Annotated in this window: 32 protein-coding genes; 25 read left to right on the forward strand and 7 right to left on the reverse strand. The window is 30.7% G+C overall.

Going from position 1 to position 26,162, the window contains the following annotated elements; all coding sequences use genetic code 11:
• Positions 1 to 4: 4 nt before the first annotated feature.
• The 20 genes from FBF02_RS00510 to FBF02_RS00605 all read left to right on the forward strand — a co-directional run bounded on the left by FBF02_RS00510 (position 5) and on the right by FBF02_RS00605 (position 15,045).
• Entirely contained in the window at positions 5 to 517 is a 513-nt protein-coding gene (locus FBF02_RS00510; RefSeq protein WP_002851681.1) for a F0F1 ATP synthase subunit B, read from the forward strand.
• Positions 518 to 519: 2 nt separating this feature from the next.
• Positions 520 to 1,041 (forward strand): F0F1 ATP synthase subunit delta, encoded by a 522-nt coding sequence (locus FBF02_RS00515; RefSeq protein ID WP_002851861.1) that lies wholly within the window; start codon positions 520 to 522, stop codon positions 1,039 to 1,041.
• A gap of 13 nt (positions 1,042 to 1,054) precedes the next feature.
• Positions 1,055 to 2,560, forward strand: a complete 1,506-nt coding sequence (atpA, locus tag FBF02_RS00520) for a F0F1 ATP synthase subunit alpha (RefSeq protein ID WP_168940563.1) — start codon at positions 1,055 to 1,057, stop codon at positions 2,558 to 2,560.
• 8 nt (positions 2,561 to 2,568) lie between these two features.
• Positions 2,569 to 3,453, forward strand: coding sequence for an ATP synthase F1 subunit gamma (atpG, locus tag FBF02_RS00525; RefSeq protein ID WP_002851834.1), 885 nt, complete (start codon positions 2,569 to 2,571; stop codon positions 3,451 to 3,453).
• 25 nt (positions 3,454 to 3,478) lie between these two features.
• Complete coding sequence (gene atpD / locus FBF02_RS00530) at positions 3,479 to 4,876, forward strand: F0F1 ATP synthase subunit beta (protein WP_002852005.1); 1,398 nt, start codon at positions 3,479 to 3,481, stop codon at positions 4,874 to 4,876.
• A 3-nt stretch (positions 4,877 to 4,879) separates the two neighbouring features.
• A complete protein-coding gene (atpC, locus tag FBF02_RS00535) occupies positions 4,880 to 5,269 on the forward strand; it encodes an ATP synthase F1 subunit epsilon (protein ID WP_002851752.1) in 390 nt (129 codons plus the stop codon).
• Positions 5,269 to 5,823, forward strand: coding sequence for a MotA/TolQ/ExbB proton channel family protein (locus tag FBF02_RS00540; protein ID WP_002854361.1), 555 nt, complete (start codon positions 5,269 to 5,271; stop codon positions 5,821 to 5,823). Before atpC ends, FBF02_RS00540 begins: the two co-directional genes overlap by 1 nt.
• Before the next feature lie 8 nt (positions 5,824 to 5,831).
• Positions 5,832 to 6,221 carry an ExbD/TolR family protein gene (locus FBF02_RS00545; RefSeq protein ID WP_002858790.1) on the forward strand — a complete coding sequence of 130 codons (390 nt, stop codon included), beginning with the start codon at positions 5,832 to 5,834 and terminating at the stop codon, positions 6,219 to 6,221.
• A gap of 2 nt (positions 6,222 to 6,223) precedes the next feature.
• A complete protein-coding gene (locus tag FBF02_RS00550) occupies positions 6,224 to 7,003 on the forward strand; it encodes a TonB C-terminal domain-containing protein (RefSeq protein ID WP_002859784.1) in 780 nt (259 codons plus the stop codon).
• 9 nt (positions 7,004 to 7,012) lie between these two features.
• A complete protein-coding gene (gene tolB, locus FBF02_RS00555) occupies positions 7,013 to 8,221 on the forward strand; it encodes a Tol-Pal system protein TolB (protein ID WP_002858647.1) in 1,209 nt (402 codons plus the stop codon).
• A gap of 76 nt (positions 8,222 to 8,297) precedes the next feature.
• Complete coding sequence (pal, locus tag FBF02_RS00560; protein WP_002851617.1) at positions 8,298 to 8,795, forward strand: peptidoglycan-associated lipoprotein Pal; 498 nt, start codon at positions 8,298 to 8,300, stop codon at positions 8,793 to 8,795.
• A 3-nt stretch (positions 8,796 to 8,798) separates the two neighbouring features.
• A complete protein-coding gene (locus FBF02_RS00565; protein WP_002851738.1) occupies positions 8,799 to 9,746 on the forward strand; it encodes a tetratricopeptide repeat protein in 948 nt (315 codons plus the stop codon).
• A 14-nt stretch (positions 9,747 to 9,760) separates the two neighbouring features.
• Positions 9,761 to 10,330 (forward strand): peptidylprolyl isomerase, encoded by a 570-nt coding sequence (locus FBF02_RS00570; protein ID WP_002851661.1) that lies wholly within the window; start codon positions 9,761 to 9,763, stop codon positions 10,328 to 10,330.
• A 47-nt stretch (positions 10,331 to 10,377) separates the two neighbouring features.
• Positions 10,378 to 11,250, forward strand: a complete 873-nt coding sequence (locus FBF02_RS00575; RefSeq protein WP_229151379.1) for an ACP S-malonyltransferase — start codon at positions 10,378 to 10,380, stop codon at positions 11,248 to 11,250.
• Positions 11,247 to 11,936, forward strand: a complete 690-nt coding sequence (gene pfs, locus FBF02_RS00580) for an aminodeoxyfutalosine nucleosidase (protein ID WP_002859787.1) — start codon at positions 11,247 to 11,249, stop codon at positions 11,934 to 11,936. The genes FBF02_RS00575 and pfs overlap by 4 nt, the downstream gene beginning before the upstream one ends.
• Complete coding sequence (locus tag FBF02_RS00585; RefSeq protein ID WP_002851719.1) at positions 11,933 to 12,688, forward strand: tRNA 2-thiocytidine(32) synthetase TtcA; 756 nt, start codon at positions 11,933 to 11,935, stop codon at positions 12,686 to 12,688. Before pfs ends, FBF02_RS00585 begins: the two co-directional genes overlap by 4 nt.
• Positions 12,689 to 12,692: 4 nt before the next feature.
• Positions 12,693 to 13,214, forward strand: a complete 522-nt coding sequence (locus FBF02_RS00590) for a cysteine hydrolase family protein (protein WP_002785057.1) — start codon at positions 12,693 to 12,695, stop codon at positions 13,212 to 13,214.
• A complete protein-coding gene (gene recO / locus FBF02_RS00595) occupies positions 13,214 to 13,828 on the forward strand; it encodes a recombination protein RecO (protein WP_002851895.1) in 615 nt (204 codons plus the stop codon). The genes FBF02_RS00590 and recO overlap by 1 nt, the downstream gene beginning before the upstream one ends.
• Positions 13,825 to 14,232, forward strand: coding sequence for an rRNA maturation RNase YbeY (ybeY, locus tag FBF02_RS00600; protein ID WP_002851664.1), 408 nt, complete (start codon positions 13,825 to 13,827; stop codon positions 14,230 to 14,232). The genes recO and ybeY overlap by 4 nt, the downstream gene beginning before the upstream one ends.
• Positions 14,233 to 14,355: 123 nt before the next feature.
• Positions 14,356 to 15,045 (forward strand): hypothetical protein, encoded by a 690-nt coding sequence (locus FBF02_RS00605; protein WP_002851870.1) that lies wholly within the window; start codon positions 14,356 to 14,358, stop codon positions 15,043 to 15,045.
• A 24-nt stretch (positions 15,046 to 15,069) separates the two neighbouring features.
• On the opposite strand, the gene FBF02_RS00610 is transcribed toward FBF02_RS00605, so the two are convergent.
• Genes FBF02_RS00610 through bamA form a run of 7 tightly spaced genes read right to left on the reverse strand, consistent with a single transcriptional unit; the run spans position 15,070 to position 21,586 of the window.
• The gene (locus tag FBF02_RS00610; RefSeq protein WP_002851926.1) at positions 15,070 to 15,996 is read right to left on the reverse strand and encodes a tRNA-dihydrouridine synthase; all 927 of its coding nucleotides are present in this window, start codon (positions 15,994 to 15,996) and stop codon (positions 15,070 to 15,072) included.
• Positions 15,993 to 16,979 carry a hypothetical protein gene (locus FBF02_RS00615; protein ID WP_002851806.1) on the reverse strand — a complete coding sequence of 329 codons (987 nt, stop codon included), beginning with the start codon at positions 16,977 to 16,979 and terminating at the stop codon, positions 15,993 to 15,995. Before FBF02_RS00615 ends, FBF02_RS00610 begins: the two co-directional genes overlap by 4 nt.
• The gene (gene dksA / locus FBF02_RS00620) at positions 16,969 to 17,331 is read right to left on the reverse strand and encodes a molecular chaperone DnaK suppressor DksA (RefSeq protein ID WP_002851949.1); all 363 of its coding nucleotides are present in this window, start codon (positions 17,329 to 17,331) and stop codon (positions 16,969 to 16,971) included. Before dksA ends, FBF02_RS00615 begins: the two co-directional genes overlap by 11 nt.
• An 11-nt stretch (positions 17,332 to 17,342) precedes the next feature.
• Positions 17,343 to 17,792 carry a 23S rRNA (pseudouridine(1915)-N(3))-methyltransferase RlmH gene (locus FBF02_RS00625; RefSeq protein WP_002851666.1) on the reverse strand — a complete coding sequence of 150 codons (450 nt, stop codon included), beginning with the start codon at positions 17,790 to 17,792 and terminating at the stop codon, positions 17,343 to 17,345.
• Between the two features lies 1 nt (position 17,793).
• Positions 17,794 to 18,636, reverse strand: a complete 843-nt coding sequence (gene accD, locus FBF02_RS00630) for an acetyl-CoA carboxylase, carboxyltransferase subunit beta (protein WP_002851791.1) — start codon at positions 18,634 to 18,636, stop codon at positions 17,794 to 17,796.
• 8 nt (positions 18,637 to 18,644) lie between these two features.
• A complete protein-coding gene (locus tag FBF02_RS00635) occupies positions 18,645 to 19,367 on the reverse strand; it encodes an inositol monophosphatase family protein (RefSeq protein WP_002851687.1) in 723 nt (240 codons plus the stop codon).
• On the reverse strand, positions 19,367 to 21,586 hold the full coding sequence (gene bamA / locus FBF02_RS00640; RefSeq protein ID WP_002851708.1) for an outer membrane protein assembly factor BamA: 2,220 nt from the start codon (positions 21,584 to 21,586) through the stop codon (positions 19,367 to 19,369). The genes FBF02_RS00635 and bamA overlap by 1 nt, the downstream gene beginning before the upstream one ends.
• A gap of 76 nt (positions 21,587 to 21,662) precedes the next feature.
• Here bamA and FBF02_RS00645 point away from each other — a divergent pair, with 76 nt between their 5' ends.
• From FBF02_RS00645 to thrB, 5 genes are all read left to right on the forward strand, one after another.
• Positions 21,663 to 22,490: a prephenate dehydrogenase gene (locus FBF02_RS00645; RefSeq protein WP_002851653.1), complete on the forward strand. Its 828-nt coding sequence runs from the start codon at positions 21,663 to 21,665 to the stop codon at positions 22,488 to 22,490.
• A gap of 79 nt (positions 22,491 to 22,569) precedes the next feature.
• The gene (locus FBF02_RS00650) at positions 22,570 to 23,943 is read left to right on the forward strand and encodes a M23 family metallopeptidase (protein ID WP_002858680.1); all 1,374 of its coding nucleotides are present in this window, start codon (positions 22,570 to 22,572) and stop codon (positions 23,941 to 23,943) included.
• On the forward strand, positions 23,943 to 24,827 hold the full coding sequence (lpxC, locus tag FBF02_RS00655; RefSeq protein WP_002851689.1) for a UDP-3-O-acyl-N-acetylglucosamine deacetylase: 885 nt from the start codon (positions 23,943 to 23,945) through the stop codon (positions 24,825 to 24,827). The genes FBF02_RS00650 and lpxC overlap by 1 nt, the downstream gene beginning before the upstream one ends.
• Before the next feature lie 38 nt (positions 24,828 to 24,865).
• Positions 24,866 to 25,267, forward strand: coding sequence for a tRNA (adenosine(37)-N6)-threonylcarbamoyltransferase complex dimerization subunit type 1 TsaB (locus FBF02_RS00660; protein ID WP_002851789.1), 402 nt, complete (start codon positions 24,866 to 24,868; stop codon positions 25,265 to 25,267).
• Between the two features lie 8 nt (positions 25,268 to 25,275).
• Positions 25,276 to 26,154, forward strand: coding sequence for a homoserine kinase (thrB, locus tag FBF02_RS00665; protein ID WP_002851909.1), 879 nt, complete (start codon positions 25,276 to 25,278; stop codon positions 26,152 to 26,154).
• Positions 26,155 to 26,162: the final 8 nt, after the last annotated feature.

Genomic DNA, 26,162 nt, shown 5'->3' on the forward strand with positions numbered 1-26,162 from the left:
AGAAATGAGTAAGTTATTCTTTATTATATTTTTGCTACCTTTGTATGCTTTTGGTGCATCAAACGGTAGTGGAGAATATGATATTATTCCAAGGACTATTAATTTTCTAATTTTTGTAGCTATATTGTATTATTTTGTTGCAACTCCATTTAAAAATTTTTACAAAAACCGTATTGTAAAAATTTCTTCTAAACTTGATGAAATTCAAAAAAAACTTTTAGAAAGTAAAGCTAAGAAATTAGACACGATGAAAAAACTTGAAGAAGCTAAGGCAAGTGCTGCTGCCGCTTTAATTACAGCAAAAAAAGAAGCTGAAATTTTAGTTCAAAATATTAAGAAAGAGACTCAAGATGAGTTAGATTTACTTCAAAAACATTTTGAGGAACAAAAAGATTATGAATTTAGAAAAATGGAAAAAGAATTAGTATCAAATACTTTAAATGAAATTTTTTCTGATCCAAATATGACATTAAAACAGAGTGAAATAATAGAACTTATGATGAAGAAGGTATCTTAAATATGGAAAATATAATTGCAAGAAGATATGCAAAAGCGATAGCTTCAAGAGCTGATATAAATGATTTTTATCAGAATTTGTGTATTTTAAATTCTGCTTTTGTTTTGCCAAAATTTAAAAATATTATAGAATCTAATGAGATTAAAAAAGAAAGAAAAATGGAATTTCTTGATTCTTTTTTTGATATTAAAAATTCTAGTTTTCAAAATTTTTTAAGACTTTTGATTGAAAATTCAAGATTAGAATGCATTCCTCAAATAGTTAAAGAACTTGAAAGACAAAAAGCTTTTAAAGAAAATATTTTTGTTGGTATTGTATATTCTAAAGAAAAATTAAGTCAAGAAAATCTTAAAGATCTTGAAGTCAAACTTAACAAAAAATTTGATGCAAATATTAAACTAAATAATAAAATCAGTCAAGATGATAGTGTTAAAATAGAATTAGAAGAATTAGGTTATGAACTTTCTTTTTCTATGAAAGCTCTTCAAAATAAGCTAAACGAATATATATTGAAAATTATCTAAGGAGAAAAAGTAAATGAAATTTAAAGCTGATGAGATCAGTTCAATAATCAAAGAAAGAATTGAAAATTTTGATTTAAATCTTGAAATTGAAGAAACAGGAAAGATTATTTCTGTAGCTGATGGTGTTGCTAAGGTATATGGACTTAAGAATATTATGGCTGGAGAAATGGTAGAATTTGAAAATGGTGATAAAGGAATGGCCTTAAACCTTGAAGAGTCGAGTGTAGGTATTGTTATACTTGGAAAAGGAGAAGGTTTAAAAGAAGGTGCTTCTGTAAAAAGACTTAAGAAATTACTTAAAGTTTCAGTAGGTGAGGCTTTGATTGGCCGTGTTGTAAATGCTTTAGGTGAGCCAATTGATGCTAAAGGTGTGATCAATGCTAATGAATATCGTTTTGTTGAAGAAAAAGCAAAAGGTATTATGGCGAGAAAAAGTGTTCATGAGCCTTTACATACAGGAATTAAAGCTATTGATGCGCTTGTGCCAATTGGTCGTGGTCAAAGAGAGCTTATCATAGGTGATAGACAAACAGGTAAAACTACTGTTGCTGTTGATACTATTATATCTCAAAGAGGTCAAGGAGTTATCTGTATATATGTTGCAATTGGTCAAAAGCAAAGTACAGTGGCACAAGTGGTTAAAAGACTAGAAGAACATGGTGCTATGGAATATACTATTGTTGTAAATGCCGGTGCTTCAGATCCTGCGGCTTTACAGTACTTAGCTCCATATACTGGTGTAACCATGGGTGAATTTTTTAGAGACAACGCAAAACATGCTTTAATTGTTTATGATGATTTGAGCAAGCATGCTGTAGCTTATCGCGAAATGTCTTTGATTTTACGTCGTCCTCCAGGTCGTGAAGCTTATCCAGGTGATGTTTTTTACCTTCATTCAAGATTGCTTGAAAGAGCAAGCAAGCTAAATGATGAATTAGGTGCTGGTTCTTTGACGGCATTGCCGATAATTGAAACACAAGCAGGAGATGTTTCTGCTTATATTCCAACTAATGTTATTTCAATTACAGATGGACAAATTTTCTTAGAAACTGATTTATTTAACTCAGGAATTCGTCCTGCAATTAATGTTGGTTTATCAGTATCTCGTGTAGGTGGGGCTGCTCAAATTAAAGCTACAAAACAAGTTTCAGGCACATTAAGACTTGACCTTGCTCAATATAGAGAGCTTCAAGCTTTTGCACAATTTGCTAGTGATTTAGATGAGGCAAGTAGAAAACAACTTGAACGTGGACAAAGAATGGTTGAACTTTTAAAACAACCACCTTATTCTCCGCTTAGCGTTGAAAAACAAGTAGTTTTAATTTTTGCAGGAACCAAAGGTTTCTTAGATGATATTGCTGTTTCTAGAATTAAGGAATTTGAAGATGGAATTTATCCTTTTATTGAGGCAAAACATCCAGATATTTTTGAGCAAATTCGCTCTAAAAAAGCTTTAGATTCTGATTTGGAAGAAAAACTAGCTAAAGCCATTAATGAGTTTAAAGCAAATCATTTATAAGGTCTTTTATGTCTAATTTAAAAGAAATTAAAAGAAAAATTAAAAGTGTTCATAACACTCAAAAGACTACAAATGCTATGAAGCTAGTTTCTACTGCTAAGTTAAAAAAAGCAGAAGAAGCAGCTAAAAGATCAAAAATTTATGCACAAAAAATCGATGAAATTTTGAGTGAAATTTCATTTCAGATCAATAAAATTGTTCACAATGAAGATGATGTGCGTTTATCTTTGTTTCATAAAAAAGAACAAATTAAAACCGTAGATTTAATATTTATCACTGCAGATAAAGGCTTATGCGGTGGTTTTAATATTAAGACTTTAAAAACAGTAAGTGAAATGCTAAAAGAATATGAAGCAAAAAATATTAATATTCGTCTTAGAGCTATAGGTAAAACTGGGATTGAATATTTTAATTTTCAAAAAATAGAATTGTTAGAGAAATATTTCCATCTTAGTTCTAGTCCTGATTATGAGAAAGCATGTGAAGTAATTCATGCTGCTGTAGATGATTTTTTAAATGGAAATACAGATGAAGTGATTTTAGTTCATAATGGTTATAAAAATATGATTACGCAAGAACTTAAAATTAATCATCTTATTCCAGTTGAGCCAAAGAGTATTGAACAGACTCATAATTCTCTTTTAGAGCTTGAACCGGAAGGAACTGAGCTTTTAAAAGATTTAATGAAAACGTATTTTGAGTATAATATGTATTATGCGTTAATCGATTCTTTGGCGGCAGAGCATAGCGCAAGAATGCAAGCTATGGATAATGCAACTAATAACGCAAAGGCAAGAGTGAAACAACTAAATTTAGCTTATAACAAAGCAAGACAAGAATCCATTACTACTGAGCTTATAGAGATTATCAGTGGTGTTGAATCAATGAAATAGTAAAATTTTAAGGAGAAGATAAATAATGCAAGGATTTATTTCACAGGTATTAGGTCCGGTTGTTGATGTAGATTTTAACGACTATTTGCCTCAAATTAATGAAGCAATTGTTGTAAATTTTGAAAGCGAAGGAAAAAAACATAAACTTGTTTTAGAAGTAGCAGCTCATTTAGGAGATAATAGAGTTAGAACTATTGCTATGGATATGACAGATGGTTTGGTAAGGGGCTTAAAAGCTGAGGCTTTAGGTGCTCCCATTAGTGTTCCTGTTGGTGAGAAAGTTTTAGGAAGAATTTTCAATGTTACTGGAGATTTGATCGATGAAGGTGAAGAAATTTCTTTCGATAAAAAATGGGCAATTCATAGAGATCCACCAGCTTTTGAAGATCAAAGCACAAAAAGTGAGATTTTTGAAACAGGGATTAAAGTTGTAGATTTACTTGCTCCTTATGCAAAAGGTGGTAAAGTAGGTCTTTTTGGTGGTGCAGGTGTTGGTAAAACTGTTATTATTATGGAGCTTATTCACAATGTTGCATTTAAGCATAGCGGCTATTCTGTATTTGCAGGTGTGGGTGAGAGAACTCGTGAAGGAAATGACCTTTATAATGAAATGAAAGAAAGTAATGTTTTAGACAAAGTTGCTCTATGTTATGGACAAATGAATGAACCACCAGGGGCAAGAAATCGTATTGCTTTAACAGGTTTAACAATGGCTGAGTATTTTAGAGATGAAATGGGTCTTGATGTGCTTATGTTTATTGATAATATCTTTAGATTTTCACAATCAGGTTCTGAAATGTCAGCACTTTTAGGAAGAATTCCATCAGCTGTGGGTTATCAACCAACCTTAGCAAGTGAAATGGGTAAATTCCAAGAAAGAATTACTTCAACTAAAAAAGGCTCAATCACTTCAGTTCAAGCTGTTTACGTTCCAGCTGATGACTTAACAGACCCAGCTCCAGCAACTGTTTTTGCTCACTTAGATGCTACAACGGTTTTAAATAGAGCTATTGCTGAAAAGGGTATTTATCCTGCAGTTGACCCACTTGACTCAACTTCAAGAATGCTTGACCCAAATATCATTGGAGAAGAACATTATAAAGTTGCTCGTGGTGTTCAATCAGTGCTTCAAAAATACAAAGATTTACAAGATATCATCGCCATTTTAGGTATGGATGAGCTTAGCGAAGAGGATAAACTTGTAGTTGAAAGAGCAAGAAAGATTGAAAAATTCTTATCACAACCATTTTTCGTTGCAGAAGTTTTCACAGGTAGCCCAGGAAAATATATAAGCCTTGAAGATACAATAGCAGGATTTAAGGGAATTTTAGAAGGTAAATATGATCATTTACCAGAAAATGCTTTCTATATGGTTGGAAATATAGATGAAGCTATTGCAAAAGCGGATAAATTAAAAGGTTAATTTATGAACGATTTGATTAATTTCGAGATAGTTACGCCTTTGGGTGTAATCTATCAAGGAGAAGTAAAATCTGTTACTTTACCGGGTAGTGAAGGAGAATTTGGCGTGCTTAAAGGACATGCTGCTTTGGTTTCTTCTTTAAAATCTGGAGTAATTGATATTGAAAAAGCTGATTTAAACCATGAATTAATTGCTATTGATGCTGGACATGCAAAGGTAGATGAAGATAAGATTTGCGTGTTAGCAAAGGGTGCGGTTTGGGTTTGTGGAAGTGATGAAAGTGAGATTGAAAAAAATCTTGCTCAAGCAAAAGATTTGATTAAATCTATGAGTTCTGATAATGCAGCTTTAGCAGCAACTTTTTCAAAACTTGATAATGCAAGGATGCATTAATGAATTTTGAAGCTATATTTCATTTTTTCAATAGTTCAAGTATTATTACTTATATAGTTTTATTATGGCTTTCTTTATATTTTATTTTAGCATTTAGTATTTTGTTTGCTAGATTGACTTATTTGGCTACATGGAGAAATAAAGAAAAAGAAAGTTTAGAAACTTTGCTCTTGGGTGAGAAGGATTTAAGTCGTACTGATTCGATTTTAAGAAAATGTAATGATACAACTTCAAATCATTTAGAAATCTATAAAAATTTAGCAAGTCGCCGCGCTTCTGCTGGACTTACTTGGCTTAGTATTATTGCTTCAACTTCACCTTTTATAGGTCTTTTTGGGACAGTTATTTCTATACTTGAAACTTTTGGTGGGCTTGGAACTCAAAATTCTTTAAGTATCATAGCTCCTAAAATCAGCGAGGCTTTAGTTGCTACAGGTTGTGGTATTTTAGTAGCAATTCCTGCTTATACATTTCATCTCATCATTAAAAGAAAAGCTTTTGAACTTTTAAGCATTATTGATAGCGAGATTAAAGTTATAAGTTCGAGTAAATAAGGTTAAAAATGCCATTTGATGATGAAAAACCTGAACTTAATATCACACCTTTAGTAGATATTATGCTTGTATTGCTTGCGATTTTAATGGTAACAGCTCCAAGCATTACTTATGAAGAAAAAATTAATCTTCCACAAGGTAGTCAAAAAAATACCAGCACTCCAACTGTTAAGAGTTTAATTATTAGTATTAATGCAAAAAAAGAAATTTTTTTAAATCAAGAAAAATACGATTTTATAAGTTTTGCTGACAATCTTGCTCAAAGAAAAGCACAATTTAATACCGAAGATCCGGTTTTTATACGCGCTGATAAAAGCTTAAAATATGACGATGTTATTTCAGTCTTAAGAAGTGTAAAAAATTTAGGATTTAATAAAGTTGCTTTACAGACTGAATAATCATGAAAAATTATGGTTTGAGTAATTTAAATTCGTTTTTACTTGCTTTAGCAATATATATTAGTATAGTAATTCTTGTTTTTTTTAGACTTGTAAGCGAGGTTGAACCTGCTATACAATATACTGATATAAAAGATAGTTTTGTAGATATTGAACTTGCTGAACCATCAAAACAAGTTATTACTCAAAGCAACACTCCTAAAGAAATACAAAAACCAACAGAGCAAATTGATATAGAAAAGCTTTTTGCTCAGACTACAAATAAAACAGTTAAAACTGAAGATATTGACCAAAAGGCAAGTAATTTTAATGAGCTTTTTGGAAATATTAAAGAAATACAAGAAGAAAAGACTACAAAAATTCAATCAAGTGCTAAATCAGGAATTTCTAGTGCCCCAAAACCTCAAGCTTCTGAACTTGTAAAACAACTTAATGATAGTTTACTTCAAGAAGAAAGTTCAACGCAAGGCGAAAGCACAAAGGCGCAAAAGATTGGAATTTATGATGAATTTTTAGGGAAAGTTGTGCGTATTATCACTCAAAGATGGACTCAGTATTATCCAAATAGTGAAAAAATTTCTGTTAAGGTAAAAATTTTTATTGATGAAAATGGAAAATTTGGCTATACTTCAGTTGAAAAAAGTGGGAATCCTTTATATGATGCTAAAGTGGCTGAATTTTTAGAAAGTCAAAAAGGTAAATTTATTACTTATCCTCCGCAAAATAAAAATATAAGCATTACCATGAATTTAAGAGATGAAGTAAAAGTTAAAAATGATTAGGAGAAAAAAATGAAAAAAATTGTAGCAATTTTTTTAGTCTTTTTAGGAAGTCTTTGGGCAGAAGATCCAGTGATTGATGTTGTTAATTCTGGTGTAGTTTTACCAAAGATTATTGTTAAAGACAATTCAAATTTAAGTGATGAGAATTTAAAGAAAAGCTTTTATAATATCATTGTGAACGATTTGAAAGTAAGTTCAAACTTTGAAGTTGTTGCTAATGCAACTGAGACAAGTAATTATATTTTTGAATACACTTTAAATAAAAATGGTAACACTTTGAGTTTAAATGTAAAAATAAAAGCTGGCGGTTCTGATAAGTCAGAGCAAACTTATACTTTAAATGGTTTAGAGCAATATCCATTTTTGGCACATAAAAGTGTCAAAGCTTCTGTAAATGCGTTAGGACTTGCACCTGTTGATTGGATGGATCATAAAATTTTGATCGCGAGAAATTCTAGCTCTAAAAAAAGTCAAATTATTATGGCTGATTATACTTTAACTTATCAAAAAGTTATTGTTGATGGTGGACTTAATTTATTTCCAAAATGGGGAAATAAAGAACAAACTCTATTTTATTATACAGCTTATGATCATGATAAGCCAACTTTATACCGTTATGATTTAAATACCAATAAAGCTAGTAAAATTTTATCAAGTGGCGGTATGGTTGTAGCAAGTGATGTGAATGTAGATGGAAGTAAACTACTTGTTACCATGGCTCCAAAAGATCAGCCTGATGTTTATTTATATGACTTAAATACCAAAAATCTAACACAATTAACTAATTATTCTGGTATTGATGTTAATGGAAATTTTATTGGCTCAGATGATAGTAAAGTGGTATTTGTAAGCGATCGTTTAGGATATCCTAATATTTTTATGCAAGATTTAAATAGCAATAGTGCTGAACAAGTTGTTTTTCATGGTAGAAACAATTCGGCTGTTTCGACTTATAAAGATTTTTTGGTTTATTCAAGTCGTGAACCAAATCAAGCAGGTGTTTTTAATATTTATTTGATGTCAATTAATAGTGATTATATTCGTCAACTTACAGCAAATGGAAAAAATTTATTTCCAAGATTTTCTAGTGATGGTGGAAGTATAGTATTTATCAAATATTTAGGTGCGCAAAGTGCTTTGGGTGTTATTCGTGTAAATGCAAATAAGACTTTTTATTTTCCTCTTAGGGTTGGAAAAATTCAATCAATTGATTGGTAAAAATTTCAATTTTAGGTTAAAATTAATTAAAAATTAGATATAATAATAAGAATTTATTAACTTTGAAAGGTCATAAATGAAAAAAATTCTTTTTACTTCAATCGCAGCTCTTGCAGTTGTTATTAGTGGTTGTAGCACAAAAAGCACTAGCGTAAGCGGTGATAGTAGTGTTGATTCAAATCGTGGTTCAGGTGGAAGTGATGGTTGGGATATTGATTCAAAAATTTCTCAACTTAATGATACTTTAAATAAAGTATATTTTGATTTTGATAAATTCAACATTCGTCCTGATATGCAAAATGTTGTAAGCACAAATGCTAATATTTTTAACACTGAAGTAAGCGGTGTAAGTATTACTGTTGAAGGAAACTGCGATGAGTGGGGAACCGATGAATATAACCAAGCTCTAGGTTTAAAAAGAGCAAAAGCTGTAAAAGAAGCTTTAATCGCTAAAGGTGTAAATGCTGATAGAATTGCTGTTAAAAGCTATGGAGAAACAAATCCTGTGTGCACTGAAAAAACTAAAGCTTGCGATGCGCAAAATAGACGTGCTGAATTTAAATTATCAAGATAATTAATGAAAAAAATATTCACAGTAGCTCTTCTTGGAGCTACTTTACTTTATGCAGAAAGCTCAGCTTTTGGTGCAGGAGATATAACAAGCAATTCTTCTTATGGTTTAACTTCAAATGAAAAATTATTTAAAGAAAAGTTAGATAATTTAAATAATGAAAATATACAAACAAATGCTAGAATTAATGAAATTAACGAAAGAATCGAGGGTTTACAAAGCACTTTAGAAGGTATAAATTCTCAATATGCCAAATCAAATTCTAGATTAAGTCAAGTTGAAGAGAATAATCAAAATATTGAAAATAATTTTACTAGTGAAATTCAAAAATTAAAGGCTTATGTTGAAGAAAGTAGAAAAATTCAAGAAGCTAATAATAAGCAAGTAAAAAAAGTTTTAGCCGAACTTAGTTCTTTAGTAGATGCTATTAATGCAAATTATGTTTCTAAAAACGAATTAAATGATGCAAATTTAAGCGTTAAAACTATTACACCTAGTGTTGTTGTTTCAACTACAGATTCAAATAGTACCATTGAAAACAATAATACTCAAAATACCCAAGATGATAAAGCAAAACAAATTGATGAATCTTGGAAAAAGAAAAAAAATAATGAAATTTTAGAATTAGCGATAAAAGATGTTGATAAAAATGCTTTTGAAGATTCCAAAGCAAAATTAAATTTTCTCATAACAAAGCAGTATAAACCTGCAAGAGCAAATTTTTGGTTAGGGGAGATCGAGTATAAACAAAAAAATTATAACAATGCTATTGTTTATTATAAAAAAAGTTCTTCTTTGAGTACAAAAGGAGATTATTTCCCAAAACTTTTATATCATACTGCCATTTCATTGGATAAAACAGGTGATACAAAAACAGCAAATGGTTTTTATAAAGCTTTAAAAACTAATTATCCAAATTCACCCGAAGCAAAAGCTTCACCTAATAGAAAATAAATTAAGGAGATAAAATGGCTATAGAAAAAAATAGTGTAGTTTCAATGTTTTATGAGTTAAAAGATGCAAATACAAATGAAGTTTTAGAATCAAATTTATATTCTCAACCTATTTCTTTTATTTTAGGCAAAGGTCAGATTTTAGAAAGCTTAGAAGAAGAAGTGATGAAGCTTGATTGCCCTAGCAATGCTGATGTGGTAATTAAAAAAGAAAAAGGTTTAGGCGAATACGATGAAAATGCCGTTCAAACTTTACCAAAAGAGCAATTTGCAGGTATTGATTTAAAAGTAGGTATGGAGCTTTTTGGCGAAGGTGAAAATGGCGAAACCGTTCGTGTAACTGTAAAAGAAATTGGTGAAAATGATGTGACAATTGATTATAATCATCCTTATGCAGGTCGTGATTTGCTTTTTTCTTTAAATATCGTAGATGCTAGAGCTGCGAGTGAAGATGAAATTCTTACAGGTATTATCGCAGGAAGTCATAGTTGTGGTTGTGGAAGCGGACATGGACACGATCATCATCACGGACATGGACATGGTGGCGGCGGTTGCTGTGGTGGCGGCGGTTGCGGTTGTCATTAATGAATGCTGCGTTTATATTTCCAGGTCAAGGCTCTCAAAGTCTTGGCATGGGAAAAGATTTTTATGAAAACTCTATAAAAGCCAAAGAACTCCTTCAAAACGCAAGTGATTTTTGTAAGATTGATTTTAAACATTTGCTTTTTGAAGAAAACGAAAAACTCAATCAAAGTGAATTTACTCAACCCGCCATCGTTTTAAATTCCTTAATGGCTTATAGTGTTTTACTTGAAAAAAAACCTGATTTAAGTTCGAAATTTGCTTTAGGGCATTCTTTGGGAGAATTTTCAGCCTTAGCTGTCAATGGTGCTTTTGATTTTTTAGAGGCTCTTTCTTTGGTCAATAAAAGAGGGCTTTTCATGCAAGAAGATTGTGCAAAAGTTGAAGCAGGTATGATGGTGGTTTTGGGGCTTGATGATGAAAAGGTTGAAGAGCTTTGTCAAAAAGCACAAAAAGAAAACAAGCAAATTTTCGCTGCAAATTATAACTGCGATGGACAAATCGTTGTAGCAGGTTTAAAACCTGATTTAGCAAGTTATGAAAGTGTATTTAAAGAAGCAGGAGCTAAAAGAGCTATGCTTTTAAATATGAGCGTGGCAAGTCATTGTCCTCTTTTGGAAAATGCTTCAGCTAAGCTTTGTGTGGAGCTTGAAAAGGTGTTAAAACCAAATTTTAAAGCCGTAATTTCTAATGCAAATGCCAAAATTTATACAAGCAAAGAAGAAGCCCTTGAGCTTTTAAAAGCACAACTTATCTCTCCTGTGCTTTATAAACAAAGCATTAAGGCATGTGAAAATGAAGTAGATTATTTCATAGAATTTGGCGCAAGTGTGCTTAAGGGTTTGAATAAAAAAATCACTTCAAAAGAAACTTATGCTTTAACAAATATGAATGATATTGATGAATTTTTAAAGGTTGTATGATGAAAATAGCAATTTTAGGAGCCATGAGTGAAGAAATCACTCCTTTGCTTGAAACACTTAAAGATTATACGAAAATAGAACACGCTAACAATACTTATTATTTTGCAAAGTATAAAAACCATGAACTTGTTTTAGCGTATTCTAAAATTGGCAAGGTAAATTCTACTCTTAGTGCTAGTGTGATGATAGAAAAATTTGGCGCACAAGCTTTGCTTTTTACAGGAGTTGCAGGTGCTTTTAATCCTGAACTTGAAATTGGCGATTTGCTTTATGCAACAAAATTAGCTCAATACGATCTTGATATTACTGCTTTTGGACATCCTTTGGGTTTTGTTCCAGGTAATGAAATTTTTATCAAAACCGATGAGAAATTAAACAATCTTGCTTTAGAAGTTGCTAAGGAATTAAATATCAAACTTCGTGCAGGCATTATTGCAACGGGTGATGAGTTTATTTGCGATGAAGCAAAAAAAGCAAAAATTAGAGAAATTTTCAATGCGGATGCTTGTGAAATGGAAGGCGCAAGTGTGGCTTTGGTTTGTGATGCTTTAAAGGTGCCTTGTTTTATCTTAAGAGCTATGAGTGATAAAGCAGGGGAAAAGGCTGAATTTGATTTTGATGAGTTTGTGATCAATTCAGCTAAAATTTCAGCCAATTTTGTGCTTAAAATGTGCGAGAAATTATGATAAATCTTAGCAAAAAACTCATACGCCAAGTTGCACAAGCTAATGCTAAATTTGGACTTATTAAAGATGGAGATAGGGTTCTTTTAGGGCTTAGTGGCGGGAAAGATTCTTTGGCTTTAGCCCATCTTTTAAATCGTATGCAAGCTCACGCTCCTTTTAAATTTGAACTTGAAGCGGTAACTTTGAGTTATGGTATGGGCGAGGATTATTCTCATCTTCATGCACATTGTGAAGAACACGGCATTAAACATAGCGTGCTTGATTCAAATATTTATGAAGTTTCAGGCGATACCATAAGAGAAAATTCAAGTTTTTGTAGTTATTTTTCGAGAATGCGTCGTGGAGCTTTATATACTTACGCTCTTGAAAAAGGTTTTAACAAGCTTGCTATAGCTCATCATTTAGATGATGCAGCAGAAAGCTTTTTTATGAATTTTATTCATAATGGAGCTTTAAGAACCTTAGCACCTATTTATCAAAGCAAACGCGGTATAACTGTGATACGCCCTTTGATTTTTGTGCGTGAAAGACAGCTTAGAGATAATGCTACGCAAAATGAACTTAGCGTGATAGGAAATGAATTTTGTCCTGGTATGAAACTCAGTGAAAAAAATGTAAAATTTCCACACGCTAGAGAAGAAGCTAAACAGCTTTTAGCAAATTTAGAAAAAGATCATCCTAAGCTTTTTACAAGTTTAAAAACCGCTTTTGCCAATTTACACACGGAGAGTTTTTGGCTTCAAAAGGCATAAAAGCATGAAAAAAGCTTTTGTTTTAGTGGATTATCAAAATGATTTTATTGATGGAAGTTTAGGTTTTGATAAGGCTTTAAAAATCAAAGAAAATATTCTTAAAGCCTTAAATCAAATCGATTTTAATAACACGCATTTGCTTTTAACCTATGATACGCATGATGAGCATTATCTACAAAGTAAAGAAGGTTTAAATTTACCTGTAAAACATTGCATTAAAGAGAGTTTGGGTTGGCAAATGCCAAAGGAATTTGAACCTTTTTTACAAAAAGCTCATAAAATTTTTTATAAAAATACTTTTGGTAGCTTAGAATTAGCTAATTTCATACAAAAAAGTGATTATGAAGAACTTCATTTTGCAGGGCTTGTTTCTCATATTTGTGTGTTTTGTAATATCATTTTAGCTTTTGGTGCTAAGCCTAATGCAAGGATAATTTTACACCAAAATTTAAGTGCAAGTTTTGATGAAAATTTAGAAAAATCCGCTTTTGATATACTTAGGGCTTATGGTATTGAAATTGTTTAATGCAAGGCTTTATACTTCATACTCAAAAAGTTAAAGATGAGGATTTGATCGTTTATATTTTAAGTCCTAAAATGCTTATTAAGGCTTATCGTTTTTATGGACTTAGACATTCTAGTATTTTAAGCGGCTATAAAATCGACTTTGCTTTAGAAGAAAATCCTAGTTTTTTACCAAGACTTAAAGATGTATTGCATTTGGGATTTTTATGGATTATGCAAAGGGATAAAATGCTTATTTGGCAAGAATTTATCCGTCTTTTATATAGGCATTTAAAAGATGTGGAAGAGCTTGATAGTTTTTATTTTGATTTACTTGATGAGTGTGTGAAAAGGTTTGAAAAACAAAATCCAAAGCGTGTTATTGTTGATGCTTATTTAAAAATTTTGGAATTTGAAGGAAGATTGCATAAAGATTTTTTTTGTTTTGCCTGTGATGAGAAAATTCAAAATTCCATTACATTGCTAAGGGCTTTTTTACCTTCGCATTCTCAATGTGCTTTAGGATTTGAGTTTGAAGAGAAAAAACTAAAACAATTTTATAGTAGTAAAAATTGTGCGATTTTTGATGATGAAGAAATAGAAAATTTATATCATTTGATTAAGGAAGGTTTATGATATTAAGTGATGAAAAATGTGATTTTTTAGAATCTATAGCAAGTTTTTTAAGTCCTAAAGATGTGGAGCTTGTCTTTGTGGATAGTAAAGAAATGCAAGAAATTAACTTAGAGCAAAGAAAACAAGATAAAACCACTGATGTACTTTCTTTTCCACTTGAAAATATCGATGAGAGTTTGCCTTTGGGTTCTGTTGTGATCAATGTGGATTTGGCAAAAGAAAAGGCTAAAGAGTTAGGGCATAGCTATGAAGAAGAAATAAGCTTGCTTTTTATCCACGCTATGCTTCATTTGTTAGGTTTTGATCATGAAAATGATAATGGAGAAATGAGAGAAAAAGAGAAAGAACTTATAGAGCATTTTAATTTACCTAAAAGTTTGATTGTAAGGACTTTGGAAGATTAAGTAAGATTTTTTTCAAGGGCTAGAAGACTTGCGCTTTATATTTTAAATATATGAGTAAAAATATTAAAAAAAATCATTTTTGCCGATTTACTTTAGAATAAAATTTATTCCAAGGTGATAAAGATGATAGTATTTCCTCTAAGCTCTTTTAATAGATATTTTGGAAACAATCCTTTGCAAACACTTACCAAAATAAGAGATGAAAGTATTGAAAATGGAAATCCCGAGCTTACAAAAAAACAAAGAGAAGAATTAGGTAATGATTTGATAGATTTGTATAAGATTTCTAAAAAATTCAGCGATAAAATAGAATTAGTCGAGGGTTCAATAGAAGATAAGCTTAGAAACAATGAATTACCAGAATCAGAAGTTAAAAATTTATTTCAATGGATGGATGAAAATGCTAAACACCCTCGTTGGATGCATATTGATGGCGTGAGTTATGATGAAGCTTATGTTAAAATTTTTCACACAAGCAAAAGTATAGATGAATTTAAAGAAAAATATCTTGAGCTTCAAAAAAAATATTTTGTTGATTTTAACAATATTGATTCATCGCAGAAAAAACTGCAAGAAACTTCAGAAGAAGACAAAAAAGCTTTCAAACCTATACAAGTAGAAAGTAAAAGCGAAACCTACAAAGATGATAATAAAATGAATGAGCTTTTAAGAAAACTACTAGAAACTAAATTTGGCACAAGCGATGAGCTAGAAATTCTTTTTGGTATGAATTTTAGCAATGATAATGCAGGGGAATTTAATAAAATTCTTTCTCAAAACACTTCAGCAAAAATTATAGATATTAAGGCTTAAGATTTTTTAAATTATAAAAATCAATCAAGTTAAACTAAAAAATTCTTCTATTTTTTTTCGCATTTCTTCGACATTGTCGATACGATTAACGGTATCTCTAAAGGTTGAAGCGTCTTTATGCCCTTTAGAATACTCGTGTAAATGCTTGCGAAATATACTTACGCCTTGATCTTTGTAGTGTTTTATCATTTCATCAAAATGAGTGAGTATGATTTCTTTTTTGAGTTTTTCATCTACACTTTTACCGCTTTTGATTTCATAAAATATCCAAGGATTTCCTACGCTTGCACGCCCTATCATGAGTCCATCACATTTTGTGATTTTATAAACTTCTTTAGCGTTTTGTGCGTTAATATCGCCATTTGCAATCACAGGAATTTTCACGCTCGCTTTAGCACTAGCAATGGATCCATAATCGGCTTTTCCGCTATAAAGCTGTTTTCTTGTGCGTCCGTGGATACTTATAAAATCCACCCCCAAGCTTTCACAAATTTTAGCCATTTTTTCAGGATATTTTTCATTAAATCCTAGTCGAAATTTCACACTTGTAAGGCTTTTTTTATTGTTTTCTTTAATCACTCCTACAAGATTTTTAAAAAGCTCTAAATTTTCTAGCAAAGCACTGCCAGCACATTGTTTAACAACTTTATTTACAGGGCAACCGCAATTAAAATCGATCCCATCTACAAAATCCATTTCATTTAGCATTTGCACTGCTTTTTTTAGCACTTCTTTATCTCCACCTGCAATTTGGACTATATAAGGATTTTCTAATTCAGCTCTTTCTAGCATATGTAAAGTTTTAGAACTTTCATAAACTAAGGCATTAGAACTTATCATTTCACTTATGGTAATATCAGCACCAAATTTTTTTACTACATTACGAAAAGGCAGATCTGAAAAACCTGCCATAGGGGCTAAAAACAGGGGTTTTTTGCTAAAATCTATCATTGTATGAGTTGATTTAGATCGATTTTGATATTTTTTTCACGCAAGGCTAAAAAGGCTTTAAAATCATTAAATTTTTTATCATCATTGTGAATTTGTTCTCTTAACTCATCTAAAAGTCCAAATTCAGCCAAAAGATATAAATATGCTCTTAAAGCTTCGCTTTTTTCATTTTTAATTTTGTTAAAAATTCCTAAAATAGCATCAGGATTTAAAAGTTTAGTACTTAGTTTTGCTGCGTTAAGATAGTCTTTTTCGCTTAATATGTTGTGTGAAAGTAAAACTTCATATTCTGCTACACTAAGTTCTAAATTTCCTTCTTTAAAACGCTTGATAAGTGTGAGAACTTCAGAAGGCTTTTTAGGGATTTTTACATTTTTAATTTGCTCATAACTAGCTTTTTCTATAAGAGTGTTAAAAGCAATTTCTTCAAATTCATCTTTGATTTCATTAAGGTTTTTAAGTTTGTTATAGGCATAATTTGCATCATTTTTGAGATGATTTTTTTCATTTTGCAAATATAAAACATTGTTATTTTCGAGTTTAAATTTGCTAAGGTTAAAAAATTCGTTTTTATTTAAACCATCAATAAGATCTAAAATTTCATTGATTTTATTTGAGTGTGGAATTTTTTCATGTGTTTTTATGGTTTTAAAAAGTTGTGCTACAGATCTAAATTCTTTTGTTTGAAAAGTGGTTTTAAGATCTTTTTCAAGGAGTAAATCTTGAGTATAAGCTTCAAATTTAGCTGCATCTTTAAAAAAATGCTTAAATTTTAAATAACGCAAAAATCCATAAAATGCTATGTGTAAAACGGCTAAAATCATATAAATAAATAAAGGAATAACAAGCCATATCATAATAGGTAGTTCAAAGGTATAAGTGCTGATATTTAGAGTATAGCTTCCTAGTTCTAGATGCCAAGCAAAGGCAAAAATAAGTGCTATATAAATAAAACTTGCAAGTAAGAAGAGTTTAATTTTCATGTTTTTTTCCTTGTTCTGCAATTTGACGGCAAGTGATACAATATCTTGCGTGAGGTTTGACTTTTAGTCTTTGAGAGTCGATTTCATCATCGCAAGATTCGCAAATTCCATAAGTGCCGTTTTTGATTTTATCTAAAGAATCTTCGATTTCTATAAGTTCTTCTTTGAGATTGGTGCTGATAGCAAAGTCAATTTGAGAGCCTGTTTCTATGACAGAAAAATCTACACTATCGCTTGGGACGCTATTGTGAAGAGCTTCGATTTCATTTGAATTGCTTTGCAAATTTTCTAAGATGGCTTTTTTTCTTTCTTCTAAAATATTTTTGAAATTTTGTATTTCATTTTTTTTCATTTTAAAACTTTCTATTTGTGATAAGGGTGATTGTTGTTGATGCAAAATGCACGATAAATTTGTTCTAAAAGTAAGGTTTTAACAAATTGATGTGCTAAAGTAAGTTTGCTTAATGATAGTCTAAAATCCAAACTTTGATTAAATTCTTCTCTTAAACCATAAGCACCTCCTATAAAAAAACTTAATTCATTTTTATCTTGGATGAGTTTTGCAAATTCTATACTTGTAAGATCTTTCCCTTTTTCATCAAGAGCGATACAATAGCCTTTTTTATAAGGCATAAAAGCTTCTTCATAGCTTTTTTTTGCTTCTATGGCATTTAAATTTTGAGCTAAGGCTATTTTTTTATTAAAAACATTTATTTCTTTTAAAGTGGCGTATTTGGAGATGAGTTTAGAGTATTTCTCACTACAAGTTTTAAATTCATCACTTTTTTGAATACAAAAGATATTAACTTGCAAATTATTTTCCACTAAAAAATTTTAGTACATCGCTAAGATATTGTTTTTGTTCTCCTCTTTCAACTATGGCATCTATAAGTCCATGTTCTAACAAGAACTCTGCTTTTTGAAAACCTTCAGGTAAATCTGCTCCTATAGTTTGTTTAATAACTCTTGCGCCAGCAAAACCTACTAAAGCTTCAGGTTCAGCGATGATTAAATCTCCAAGCCAAGCAAAAGAAGCACTTACTCCACCCATAGTAGGATCGGTTAAAATGCTAATATAAGGAAGTTTTTCTTTGCTAAGAAGTTTAAGTGCAGCACTAGTTTTGCTCATTTGCATCAAAGAATAAGTACTTTCTTGCATTCTAGCTCCACCGCTTGCACTTACGATGACAAGAGAAGTTTTGCTTGTGATAGCTCTTTGTATAGCTCTAACAATTTTTTCTCCTTCAACAGAACCTAAAGATCCGCCCATAAAAGAAAAATCAAATACAACAAGTTGGGTTTTTAAACCATTGATTTCACATTCTCCACTGATGACAGAACTTTTTCTACCTGTTTTACTTTCACCTTCGCTAAGGCGTTTTTTATAGGATTTGCTATCAACAAATTTTAAAGGATCTATAGCTTCTAAATTTGCATCATACTCAATAAAACTGCCTTCATCGCTTAAAAGTTTAATACGTTCATCAGCTGAAATTCTCATGTGATAATTGCATTTAGGACAAACATTAAAACAAGATTCTATTTCTTTATAATACATCAAAGCATGACAACTTTGGCACTTTACCCAGTGATTTGGCGCTTCTTTAACGCTAGGTTGTTGTCTTCTTATTTTTGAAAAAATATCTGCAAAATTCATATATTCACCTAATTATTTTTTAAAAATTCTAAGATTATATCAAAAATTTTTTTGTCTTGGCTTAGGAGAAGGAAATTTTCATTTTTTTCTATATATAAATTTTGATGAATTGCTAAAGCAGCTGCTGTATCAAAAATTCGTGTTTTTCCAAGAATTAATACAAAACTAAAATACGAAGCATAAGCAAGACTTAAGGCTGTTGCACCCAAAGAGCGAAATTTTAATTGATTTTTTGTTAAAAAATCGAGAAGTTCTGGATAAAGTGAAATTTTTTCAACTATACCTATTTTAGAAAATAGATTAGGTGTTAAGGGTGAGTATTTTGGATCGGAAAGATTGGATTTAAAAGCTTGTTTGTTATTAAAAGCAAAAATTTCTTGACTGACAAGATTGCAAACAAAAGCACTTTTTGCCTGATCTTTTTCCATAAGAGCTATAGAAGTTCCATAAAATGGTATTTTAGAAACAAAATTTGAACTTCCATCCAAAGGATCAAGAATCATTTGTTTTGGGCTAGCTTTTCCGATCAATCCGCTTTCTTCAGAAAAAATTTGTCCAAAACAACTAAGATATTTTATGAAAATTTGTTCACATTTTAAGTCAAGCTCATAGCCTTGATTTTTATCATAGCCTAATTTAGAGCAAAGTTTAAGATCATTTTGTGGGATATTGTTTAGATACTTGCGTATTTGCAAATTTGCATTCAAGCAAGCATCTAAAAATTCTTTCATTAAAAGCGTGTTCCAAGATTAAATTCAAAACTATTAGTATCATCACCTTTTTTATCATTAAGAGGTTTGGCAAATACAAGTTGTAAAGGTCCAATAGGTGTAATCCATTCAATGCCTATACCTGTACTCATTCTTTTTATTTCATCTAAATTTTTACGCCCTATCATACCATAATCAAAAAACACGCTACCACGAAGTTTGATTCTATCAATCAAAGGAAAACTAAGTTCTACGGAATTGGCAAAAGCTATGGTTCCGCCTATTTCATCTCCCCATTGATTTTTAGGACTTACTGTTCTGCTTTCAAAACCGCGTATCGATCTAATACCACCTAAATAAATTCTTTGGTTAATTGGTAAATAACCTTCATCCCATACTTTATAAAAACTCGCTTTATAGCGATAAATAAGATCATATCCTATATAGTCTTGCAAACCTTGATAAAAGTTAAATTTAGAGCTTGATGAAATAAATTCTTGATCTCCGCCAAGTCCAGCGTATTCTAAACTAGTTGAAGCAATAATACCTGATCGTGGCAGATAATAATCATCTGTATCGTTAAAGGTGATTGCTGGAGTTATAGAGCTTTTAATACTTTTGCCAAGTTCATATCCTGTTCTTAAAAGAGTTGGACTTAAGTGATATATATCGCTTTGTTCAAGATTATAAGTTAAGCTTACATTATAGTATCTTGCAAATTGGCGTCCAATTGTTATATCAAAGCCGTAATTTTTTTCTGAATAATTATCCCATTCATAGTCATTTGAATAAAGTGTTCCACCCAGACTATATTGACTATCAAGAACGCGTGGATTTACGAGACTAATCCTTCCCGATAAAGTATCATCGCTTTTATCTACGCTTACAGAGCTTTTTATTCCTGAACCAAAGATATTTGTATCCGATAAAGAAGCGTTAAGCAAAATACCATCGCTTGATCCATAGCCAATGCCTCCAGAAATAGCTCCTGTAGAAGCTTCTTTAACATCAACAATCAAATCAATATGTGTATCATCAACTTTTTCTTCTTTGATATTTACATCGTCAAAATAAGAAGTTCTTTTTAAAGCATTTTTTGACTCGCTTAAGTCTGTTCTATTGTATAAATTACCTTCTGTTATATATAATTCTCGGCGTATGACGCGATCTACGGTGCGTGAATTTCCTGAAATAATAACATTTCTTATATAAACTTTATCGTGAGGGATTACTTTAAATACAACGGTGGCTTCTTGAGTTTGATCATTTTTTTGAATATCAGGATAGACTTCTACAAACGCATAACCCAAATCAGCACTTTGTGTTTCTATGGTTTTAACATCTTTTCTAATGTCTTCGATATTGATAGTTTTGCCAGCGCTTGATCTTAAATCTTTTACGGTTTGTGCATTTTGCTTATCATCAAATAAAGGATTTTCTATGCTTATACTTTTAATTTTATAAGGCTTTCCTTCTTTGATAAAATAAGTCAAATTTGCTTGATAAGTATCTGTGTAGGTTTTAAGATAAGGGGAGGATACTTGAACATCTAAATATCCTTTTTTCATATATTCATCAGCAATTCTTGAACTATCGTTACTAAGTTCAAAAACTTTTAATTTTCCATCATTGCGTCCCCACATCCATCCCATAAATTCTTTTTCTTTGTTAACAACAGCAGGTTCTATATCAGAATATGAAAATTTCTTTGCTCCACTTAAATGAACATTATCAATAATGATATTTTCACCACGATTTACTATAAATTCAAGCTCTAGTCCATCAGTATTTTCTAAAGTCTTTTTTTTGTATTCTACAATAGTATCAAAATAACTTTTTGCTTCATAATAAGCTTTAATGCGTTCAATAGCTTCTTTTATATTTCCTTCATCAAGTAGTGTACCTCTTTTAATCCCTAAAATACTTTCAACTTGTTTTCTATCATTTGAAGCTATACCTGTGATAGTAACCTTTGCTATAGTTGGTTTTTCAGTAACTATAATTTCCAAAATTCCATTGTTGTTTTCTACTGCAATATTTTCGAAATAATTTTGTTTATAAAGATTAAGAATAGCAGTGTTGATTTTTGCAGGATTTATTTCCTCGCCTATTTTAAGCCCCGCGATATTTATAGCGCTTGTGTTCGATAAATGATTTAATCCGATAAATTTAATATCTTTAATGGTTGCTGCATTGGCCATAGCAACTAAAGCACAAATACTAATAAGATGTTTTTTCATTGATTTTTTACCTAAAGCTTTATTAAAAGCTGTATAATAGCAAAAAAAATTTAACAAAAAAACTAAGGTAGAAAGTATGAAAATAGCAATTATAGGGCTTGGGCTTATGGGTGGATCTTTAGGGCTTTGTTTGAAAGAAAATAAGCTTATTTCTTGTGTTTATGGTATGGATTTAAGCAAAGAAAATGAAAAAGATGCCCTGCAATTAGGTCTTATTCATGAGCTTATAGAATTTAAAGATTTAGCTTTATGTGATATGATTTTTGTCGCAACTCCTGTTGATGCTATTATAGAAATTTTGCAAAAGTTAGTTGATTTGCCTTCTAATGTAACAATTATAGAGCTTGGAAGTACAAAAAGAAAAATTATAGAAAGTTTGCCTAAGAATTTAATCAAACAAACTCTTTTTGCTCATCCTATGACAGGAACTGAAAATTCAGGTCCAAAAGCAGCTTTTAAAGAGCTTTATAAAGATGCAGTTTGTGTTCTTTGTGATAGTGAAATAGCTGATGATTTACATCAAAAAAGAGCGGTAGAAATTTTTTCTCATTTAGGGATGAAAATTGTTTTTATGGATAGTAAAGCCCATGATCATCATGCTGCTATTATTTCTCATTTGCCTCATGTTATAAGTTTTTCTTTGGCAAATTTTGTAATGAAGGAAGAAGATAAAAGAAATATTGTTCATTTAGCCGGAGGATCTTTTAAAGGTATGAGCAGAATTGCCAAATCATCGCCACAAATGTGGGAAAGTATTTTTTTACAAAATAAAGATAACTTATTAAGTTCTATTGATTTTTTTCAACAAGAATTAGAGAGATGTAAACAAATGATACAATTAGACAAAAACGATGAATTAAGAGAATGGATGAAACAGGCTAATACCCTAAGAGAAATTTTATAAATTTGCTAGATATTTACTGAAAATATAATAGAATTTATATTAAAAGCAACAAAAACATTGAAAATTTTTAAGGAAGGTTATGGCAAAAAGAAAAGGCAAAACTTATTTATCTGTTTTAATTTTAGTTTTAATAGCAATTTTGATTTTTTTTATTTCAAGATTAAGTATTTTTGAAAAAAATCCTCCTCAAATTTTAATGCCAGATGTTGTATATACTGATCTTAAAAAACCTATTTTAGTGCATATTAAAGATGATGAAAGTTCTATCAAAAACGTACAAATTATATTGCATAAAGACGACAATACTAGTGCAATGGTTATAGCAGATGAAAAGATTTCTAATTTAAAAGATATTACCTTACAAGTTGCTTTGCCAAAATTTGGTTACAAAGAAAATGTAAAATCTTTTGTTTTGGAGGTGATAGCTAAAGATTCTAGTTTTTGGAATTTTTTTAGTGGCAATGAAGCAAGAAAACAAATTGCGGTATTAGTAGATAATACGGCTCCAAAAATCAATATCATAAGCAATTCTTACCAAATCGAGCAAGGTGGTGCTGGGGCAGTTGTTTTTAAGGCTGATGATGCTAATTTAGATAAGGTGTATATAGAAACAAATAAAGGTAAAATCTTTAAAGCCACACCTTATGTAAAAGAAGGATATTATGCGGCTTTGATTGCTTGGGATGCAAGAGATGAGGAATTTCGTGCATTTGTTATCGCTACGGATAAAGCGGGCAATATTTCAAAAGAACGTATAAGGTATTATTTTGTTAATCGTAAATATCGTGTTTCAAATATCAATCTAACGGATAAATTTTTAGATGGAAAGATTGAGAATTTAGCAAATCAGTACGCTCCAAAAGATAATAATCTCAATCGTTATGAAAAATTTAAGTTTGTCAATGAAACTTTAAGAAATAGCAATGAAAAACTTATCCATGAAATCACTTCAAAAGTACCTGAGGAAAAAATTGATAATTTTGATTTGAATTTATTTTTACCTCTTAAAAATGGTATGAAAGTAGCGGATTTTGCTGATCATAGGTATTATTCTTATAATGGGCAATTTGTGAGTGATTCTTATCATATGGGGCTTGATCTAGCAAGCGTAGCACAAGCTCCTATCATAAGTAATAACGCAGGCAAGGTTGTTTTTGCTGCTGAAAATGGAATTTATGGTTTAAATTTAATTGTTTATCATGGTTTTGGAGTATATAGTCTTTATGGGCACTGTTCTTCTAAAAATGTTGATTTAGATGAAATGATTAATAAACAAAGCATTATAGGCAAAACAGGAACAAGTGGTTTAGCCTTAGGCGATCATTTGCATTTTGGAGTTTTGGTTCAAGGGGTTGAAACGCGTCCTGAACAATGGCAAGATAAAAAATGGATAGAAAATAATATTTACAATGTTTTAAATGATGGTAAAAAGATAATTTTAGGAAAAAATTAATGAAACAATTAACTTTAGCAAAAACTGTCAAAGGCGTAGGTATAGGACTTCATAAGGGTGAACCCATAGAAATTACTTTAGAGCCTTTAGAAGCAAATAGTGGTATAGTATTTTTTAGAAGTGATCTTAATGCAAGCTATAAGGCAAGTCCTGAAAATGTGATCAATACTCAAATGGCAACTGTTTTAGGAGATGAAAGAGGGTTTATTTCTACAATAGAGCATTTAATGAGTGCGATTAATGCTTATGGAATCGATAATGTACGCATAGTTTTAAATGCAAATGAAGCTCCTGTTATGGATGGATCAAGTATTAGTTTTTGTATGATGCTTGATGAAGCAGGGGTAAAAGAACTTGATGCGCCTAAAAAAATTATGGTAATTAAAAAGCCTATAGAAGTAAGAGATGGTAATAAATTTGTGCGTTTAACTCCTACTAAAGAACCCCGTATTAATTACACAATTAAATTTGACAATGCTGTTATAGGTGAACAAAGTTACAATTTTGAATTCAGCAAAAAAAATTATATAGAAAACATAGCAAGAGCTAGAACTTTTGGTTTTTTAAAAGATGTTCAAGCTCTTAGGAGTATGAATTTAGCACTAGGTGGAAGTTTAGAAAATACTATAGTGGTAGATGAAAATCGTATTTTAAATCCTGAAGGTTTGCGTTTCAAAGATGAGTTTGTAAGACATAAAATTTTAGATGCAATTGGAGATTTAACCTTACTTGGATATCGTGTTTTTGGGGATTATACTTCATATGCTGGGAGTCATCATTTAAATCATTTACTTACTAAAGAAGTTTTAAAAGATAAAGATGCTTATGAAATTGTAAGCCTTGAAAAAACAACCCAAAAAGCTTATGAAAAGGTATTTGCATAAAAACTTCTCTTTTACTTAATACTTTATCTAAGCCTTTAATGATCGGAATTTATCAAGATGATAAACTTATAAAAACTTATAAAAGTGAAGAAAAAGCAAGCGAATTTTTACCAAAAATTTTAGATGAATTGCTTAAAGAGTATGATTTTACAAGTTTAATCTATGCTAATGGTCCAGGTTCTTATATGGGGATTAAAATTTCTTATGTAAGTTTGAGTACTTTAAGTATAGTAAAAAATATTCCTTTATTTGCGGTGAGTGCTTTTGAATTAAATGGCTATAAACCCATAAGTGCAAATAAAAATTTTTGTTTTGTATATAAGGAAGGTGAAATTTGTTTAGAGCAAAATATCCCAGCAGAGTTTTTTTTACCAAAAAATTTACAAGAGCTTAAACTAAATAATGATAATCTTCCCTTTTATTTTTTAGATGCAATTTAGGATGAAATTTGAAAATTTTAGTTCCAGCTACGAGTGCGAATTTAGGGCCAGGTTTTGATTGTTTAGGACTTAGTTTAAAGCTTTTTAATGAAACTCAAATCCAAAAATCAGGTGTTTTTAGCATTAGTATTGGAGGCGAGGGAAGTGATAATATTTTTCTTAAAAAAAACAATATATTTGTAAATATTTTTTATGAAATTTATGAAAAACTAAGCGGAAAAAAAGATAATTTTCGTTTTATTTTTCAAAATAACATTCCTCTTTCAAGAGGATTAGGAAGCTCTTCAGCTGTGATTGTTGGAGCTATTGCCAGTGCTTATTATATGAGTGGATTTAAGGTAGAAAAAGAACGTATTTTAGATGAAGCTTTAATTTATGAAAACCATCCAGATAATATCGCTCCAGCTACTCTTGGTGGTTTTGTGTGTTCTTTGGTTGAAAAAAATAAAGTTTATAGTATCAAAAAAGAGATTGATAAAGATTTAGCTGCTGTGGTTGTGATCCCAAATTTGGCAATGAGCACGGAACAATCACGCCAAGCTTTGGCCAAAAATTTAAGTTTTAATGATGCGGTTTTCAACCTTTCTCATGCTTCATTTTTAACCGCTTGTTTTTTGGAGAAAAAATATGAATTTTTAAAATTTGCAAGTCAAGATAAGCTCCATGAAATCAATCGTATGAAAAACTTACCCGAGCTTTTTGAAGTGCAAAAATTTGCCTTAGAAAATAAAGCTTTAATGAGCACACTTTCAGGTTCGGGATCGAGCTTTTTTTCTTTAGCTTTTAAAGATGATGCTTTAGCTTTGGCAAAGAAAATACAAACAAAATTTAAAGATTTTCGTGTGCAATATTTAGAATTTGATGATAATGGCTTTGAAATTTGCTAAAAAATATA

The organism is Campylobacter sp. CFSAN093226, from assembly GCF_012897595.1.
GTDB lineage: Bacteria > Campylobacterota > Campylobacteria > Campylobacterales > Campylobacteraceae > Campylobacter_D > Campylobacter_D jejuni.

Coding starts and splice junctions, on each gene's coding strand:
- FBF02_RS00510 (WP_002851681.1), top strand. CDS start 5: ATGAGTAAGTTATTCTTTATTATATTTTTGCTACCTTTGTATGCTTTT.
- FBF02_RS00515 (WP_002851861.1), top strand. CDS start 520: ATGGAAAATATAATTGCAAGAAGATATGCAAAAGCGATAGCTTCAAGA.
- atpA (WP_168940563.1), top strand. CDS start 1,055: ATGAAATTTAAAGCTGATGAGATCAGTTCAATAATCAAAGAAAGAATT.
- atpG (WP_002851834.1), top strand. CDS start 2,569: ATGTCTAATTTAAAAGAAATTAAAAGAAAAATTAAAAGTGTTCATAAC.
- atpD (WP_002852005.1), top strand. CDS start 3,479: ATGCAAGGATTTATTTCACAGGTATTAGGTCCGGTTGTTGATGTAGAT.
- atpC (WP_002851752.1), top strand. CDS start 4,880: ATGAACGATTTGATTAATTTCGAGATAGTTACGCCTTTGGGTGTAATC.
- FBF02_RS00540 (WP_002854361.1), top strand. CDS start 5,269: ATGAATTTTGAAGCTATATTTCATTTTTTCAATAGTTCAAGTATTATT.
- FBF02_RS00545 (WP_002858790.1), top strand. CDS start 5,832: ATGCCATTTGATGATGAAAAACCTGAACTTAATATCACACCTTTAGTA.
- FBF02_RS00550 (WP_002859784.1), top strand. CDS start 6,224: ATGAAAAATTATGGTTTGAGTAATTTAAATTCGTTTTTACTTGCTTTA.
- tolB (WP_002858647.1), top strand. CDS start 7,013: ATGAAAAAAATTGTAGCAATTTTTTTAGTCTTTTTAGGAAGTCTTTGG.
- pal (WP_002851617.1), top strand. CDS start 8,298: ATGAAAAAAATTCTTTTTACTTCAATCGCAGCTCTTGCAGTTGTTATT.
- FBF02_RS00565 (WP_002851738.1), top strand. CDS start 8,799: ATGAAAAAAATATTCACAGTAGCTCTTCTTGGAGCTACTTTACTTTAT.
- FBF02_RS00570 (WP_002851661.1), top strand. CDS start 9,761: ATGGCTATAGAAAAAAATAGTGTAGTTTCAATGTTTTATGAGTTAAAA.
- FBF02_RS00575 (WP_229151379.1), top strand. CDS start 10,378: ATGGGAAAAGATTTTTATGAAAACTCTATAAAAGCCAAAGAACTCCTT.
- pfs (WP_002859787.1), top strand. CDS start 11,247: ATGATGAAAATAGCAATTTTAGGAGCCATGAGTGAAGAAATCACTCCT.
- FBF02_RS00585 (WP_002851719.1), top strand. CDS start 11,933: ATGATAAATCTTAGCAAAAAACTCATACGCCAAGTTGCACAAGCTAAT.
- FBF02_RS00590 (WP_002785057.1), top strand. CDS start 12,693: ATGAAAAAAGCTTTTGTTTTAGTGGATTATCAAAATGATTTTATTGAT.
- recO (WP_002851895.1), top strand. CDS start 13,214: ATGCAAGGCTTTATACTTCATACTCAAAAAGTTAAAGATGAGGATTTG.
- ybeY (WP_002851664.1), top strand. CDS start 13,825: ATGATATTAAGTGATGAAAAATGTGATTTTTTAGAATCTATAGCAAGT.
- FBF02_RS00605 (WP_002851870.1), top strand. CDS start 14,356: ATGATAGTATTTCCTCTAAGCTCTTTTAATAGATATTTTGGAAACAAT.
- FBF02_RS00610 (WP_002851926.1), bottom strand. CDS start 15,996: ATGATAGATTTTAGCAAAAAACCCCTGTTTTTAGCCCCTATGGCAGGT.
- FBF02_RS00615 (WP_002851806.1), bottom strand. CDS start 16,979: ATGAAAATTAAACTCTTCTTACTTGCAAGTTTTATTTATATAGCACTT.
- dksA (WP_002851949.1), bottom strand. CDS start 17,331: ATGAAAAAAAATGAAATACAAAATTTCAAAAATATTTTAGAAGAAAGA.
- accD (WP_002851791.1), bottom strand. CDS start 18,636: ATGAATTTTGCAGATATTTTTTCAAAAATAAGAAGACAACAACCTAGC.
- FBF02_RS00635 (WP_002851687.1), bottom strand. CDS start 19,367: ATGAAAGAATTTTTAGATGCTTGCTTGAATGCAAATTTGCAAATACGC.
- bamA (WP_002851708.1), bottom strand. CDS start 21,586: ATGAAAAAACATCTTATTAGTATTTGTGCTTTAGTTGCTATGGCCAAT.
- FBF02_RS00645 (WP_002851653.1), top strand. CDS start 21,663: ATGAAAATAGCAATTATAGGGCTTGGGCTTATGGGTGGATCTTTAGGG.
- FBF02_RS00650 (WP_002858680.1), top strand. CDS start 22,570: ATGGCAAAAAGAAAAGGCAAAACTTATTTATCTGTTTTAATTTTAGTT.
- lpxC (WP_002851689.1), top strand. CDS start 23,943: ATGAAACAATTAACTTTAGCAAAAACTGTCAAAGGCGTAGGTATAGGA.
- FBF02_RS00660 (WP_002851789.1), top strand. CDS start 24,866: ATGATCGGAATTTATCAAGATGATAAACTTATAAAAACTTATAAAAGT.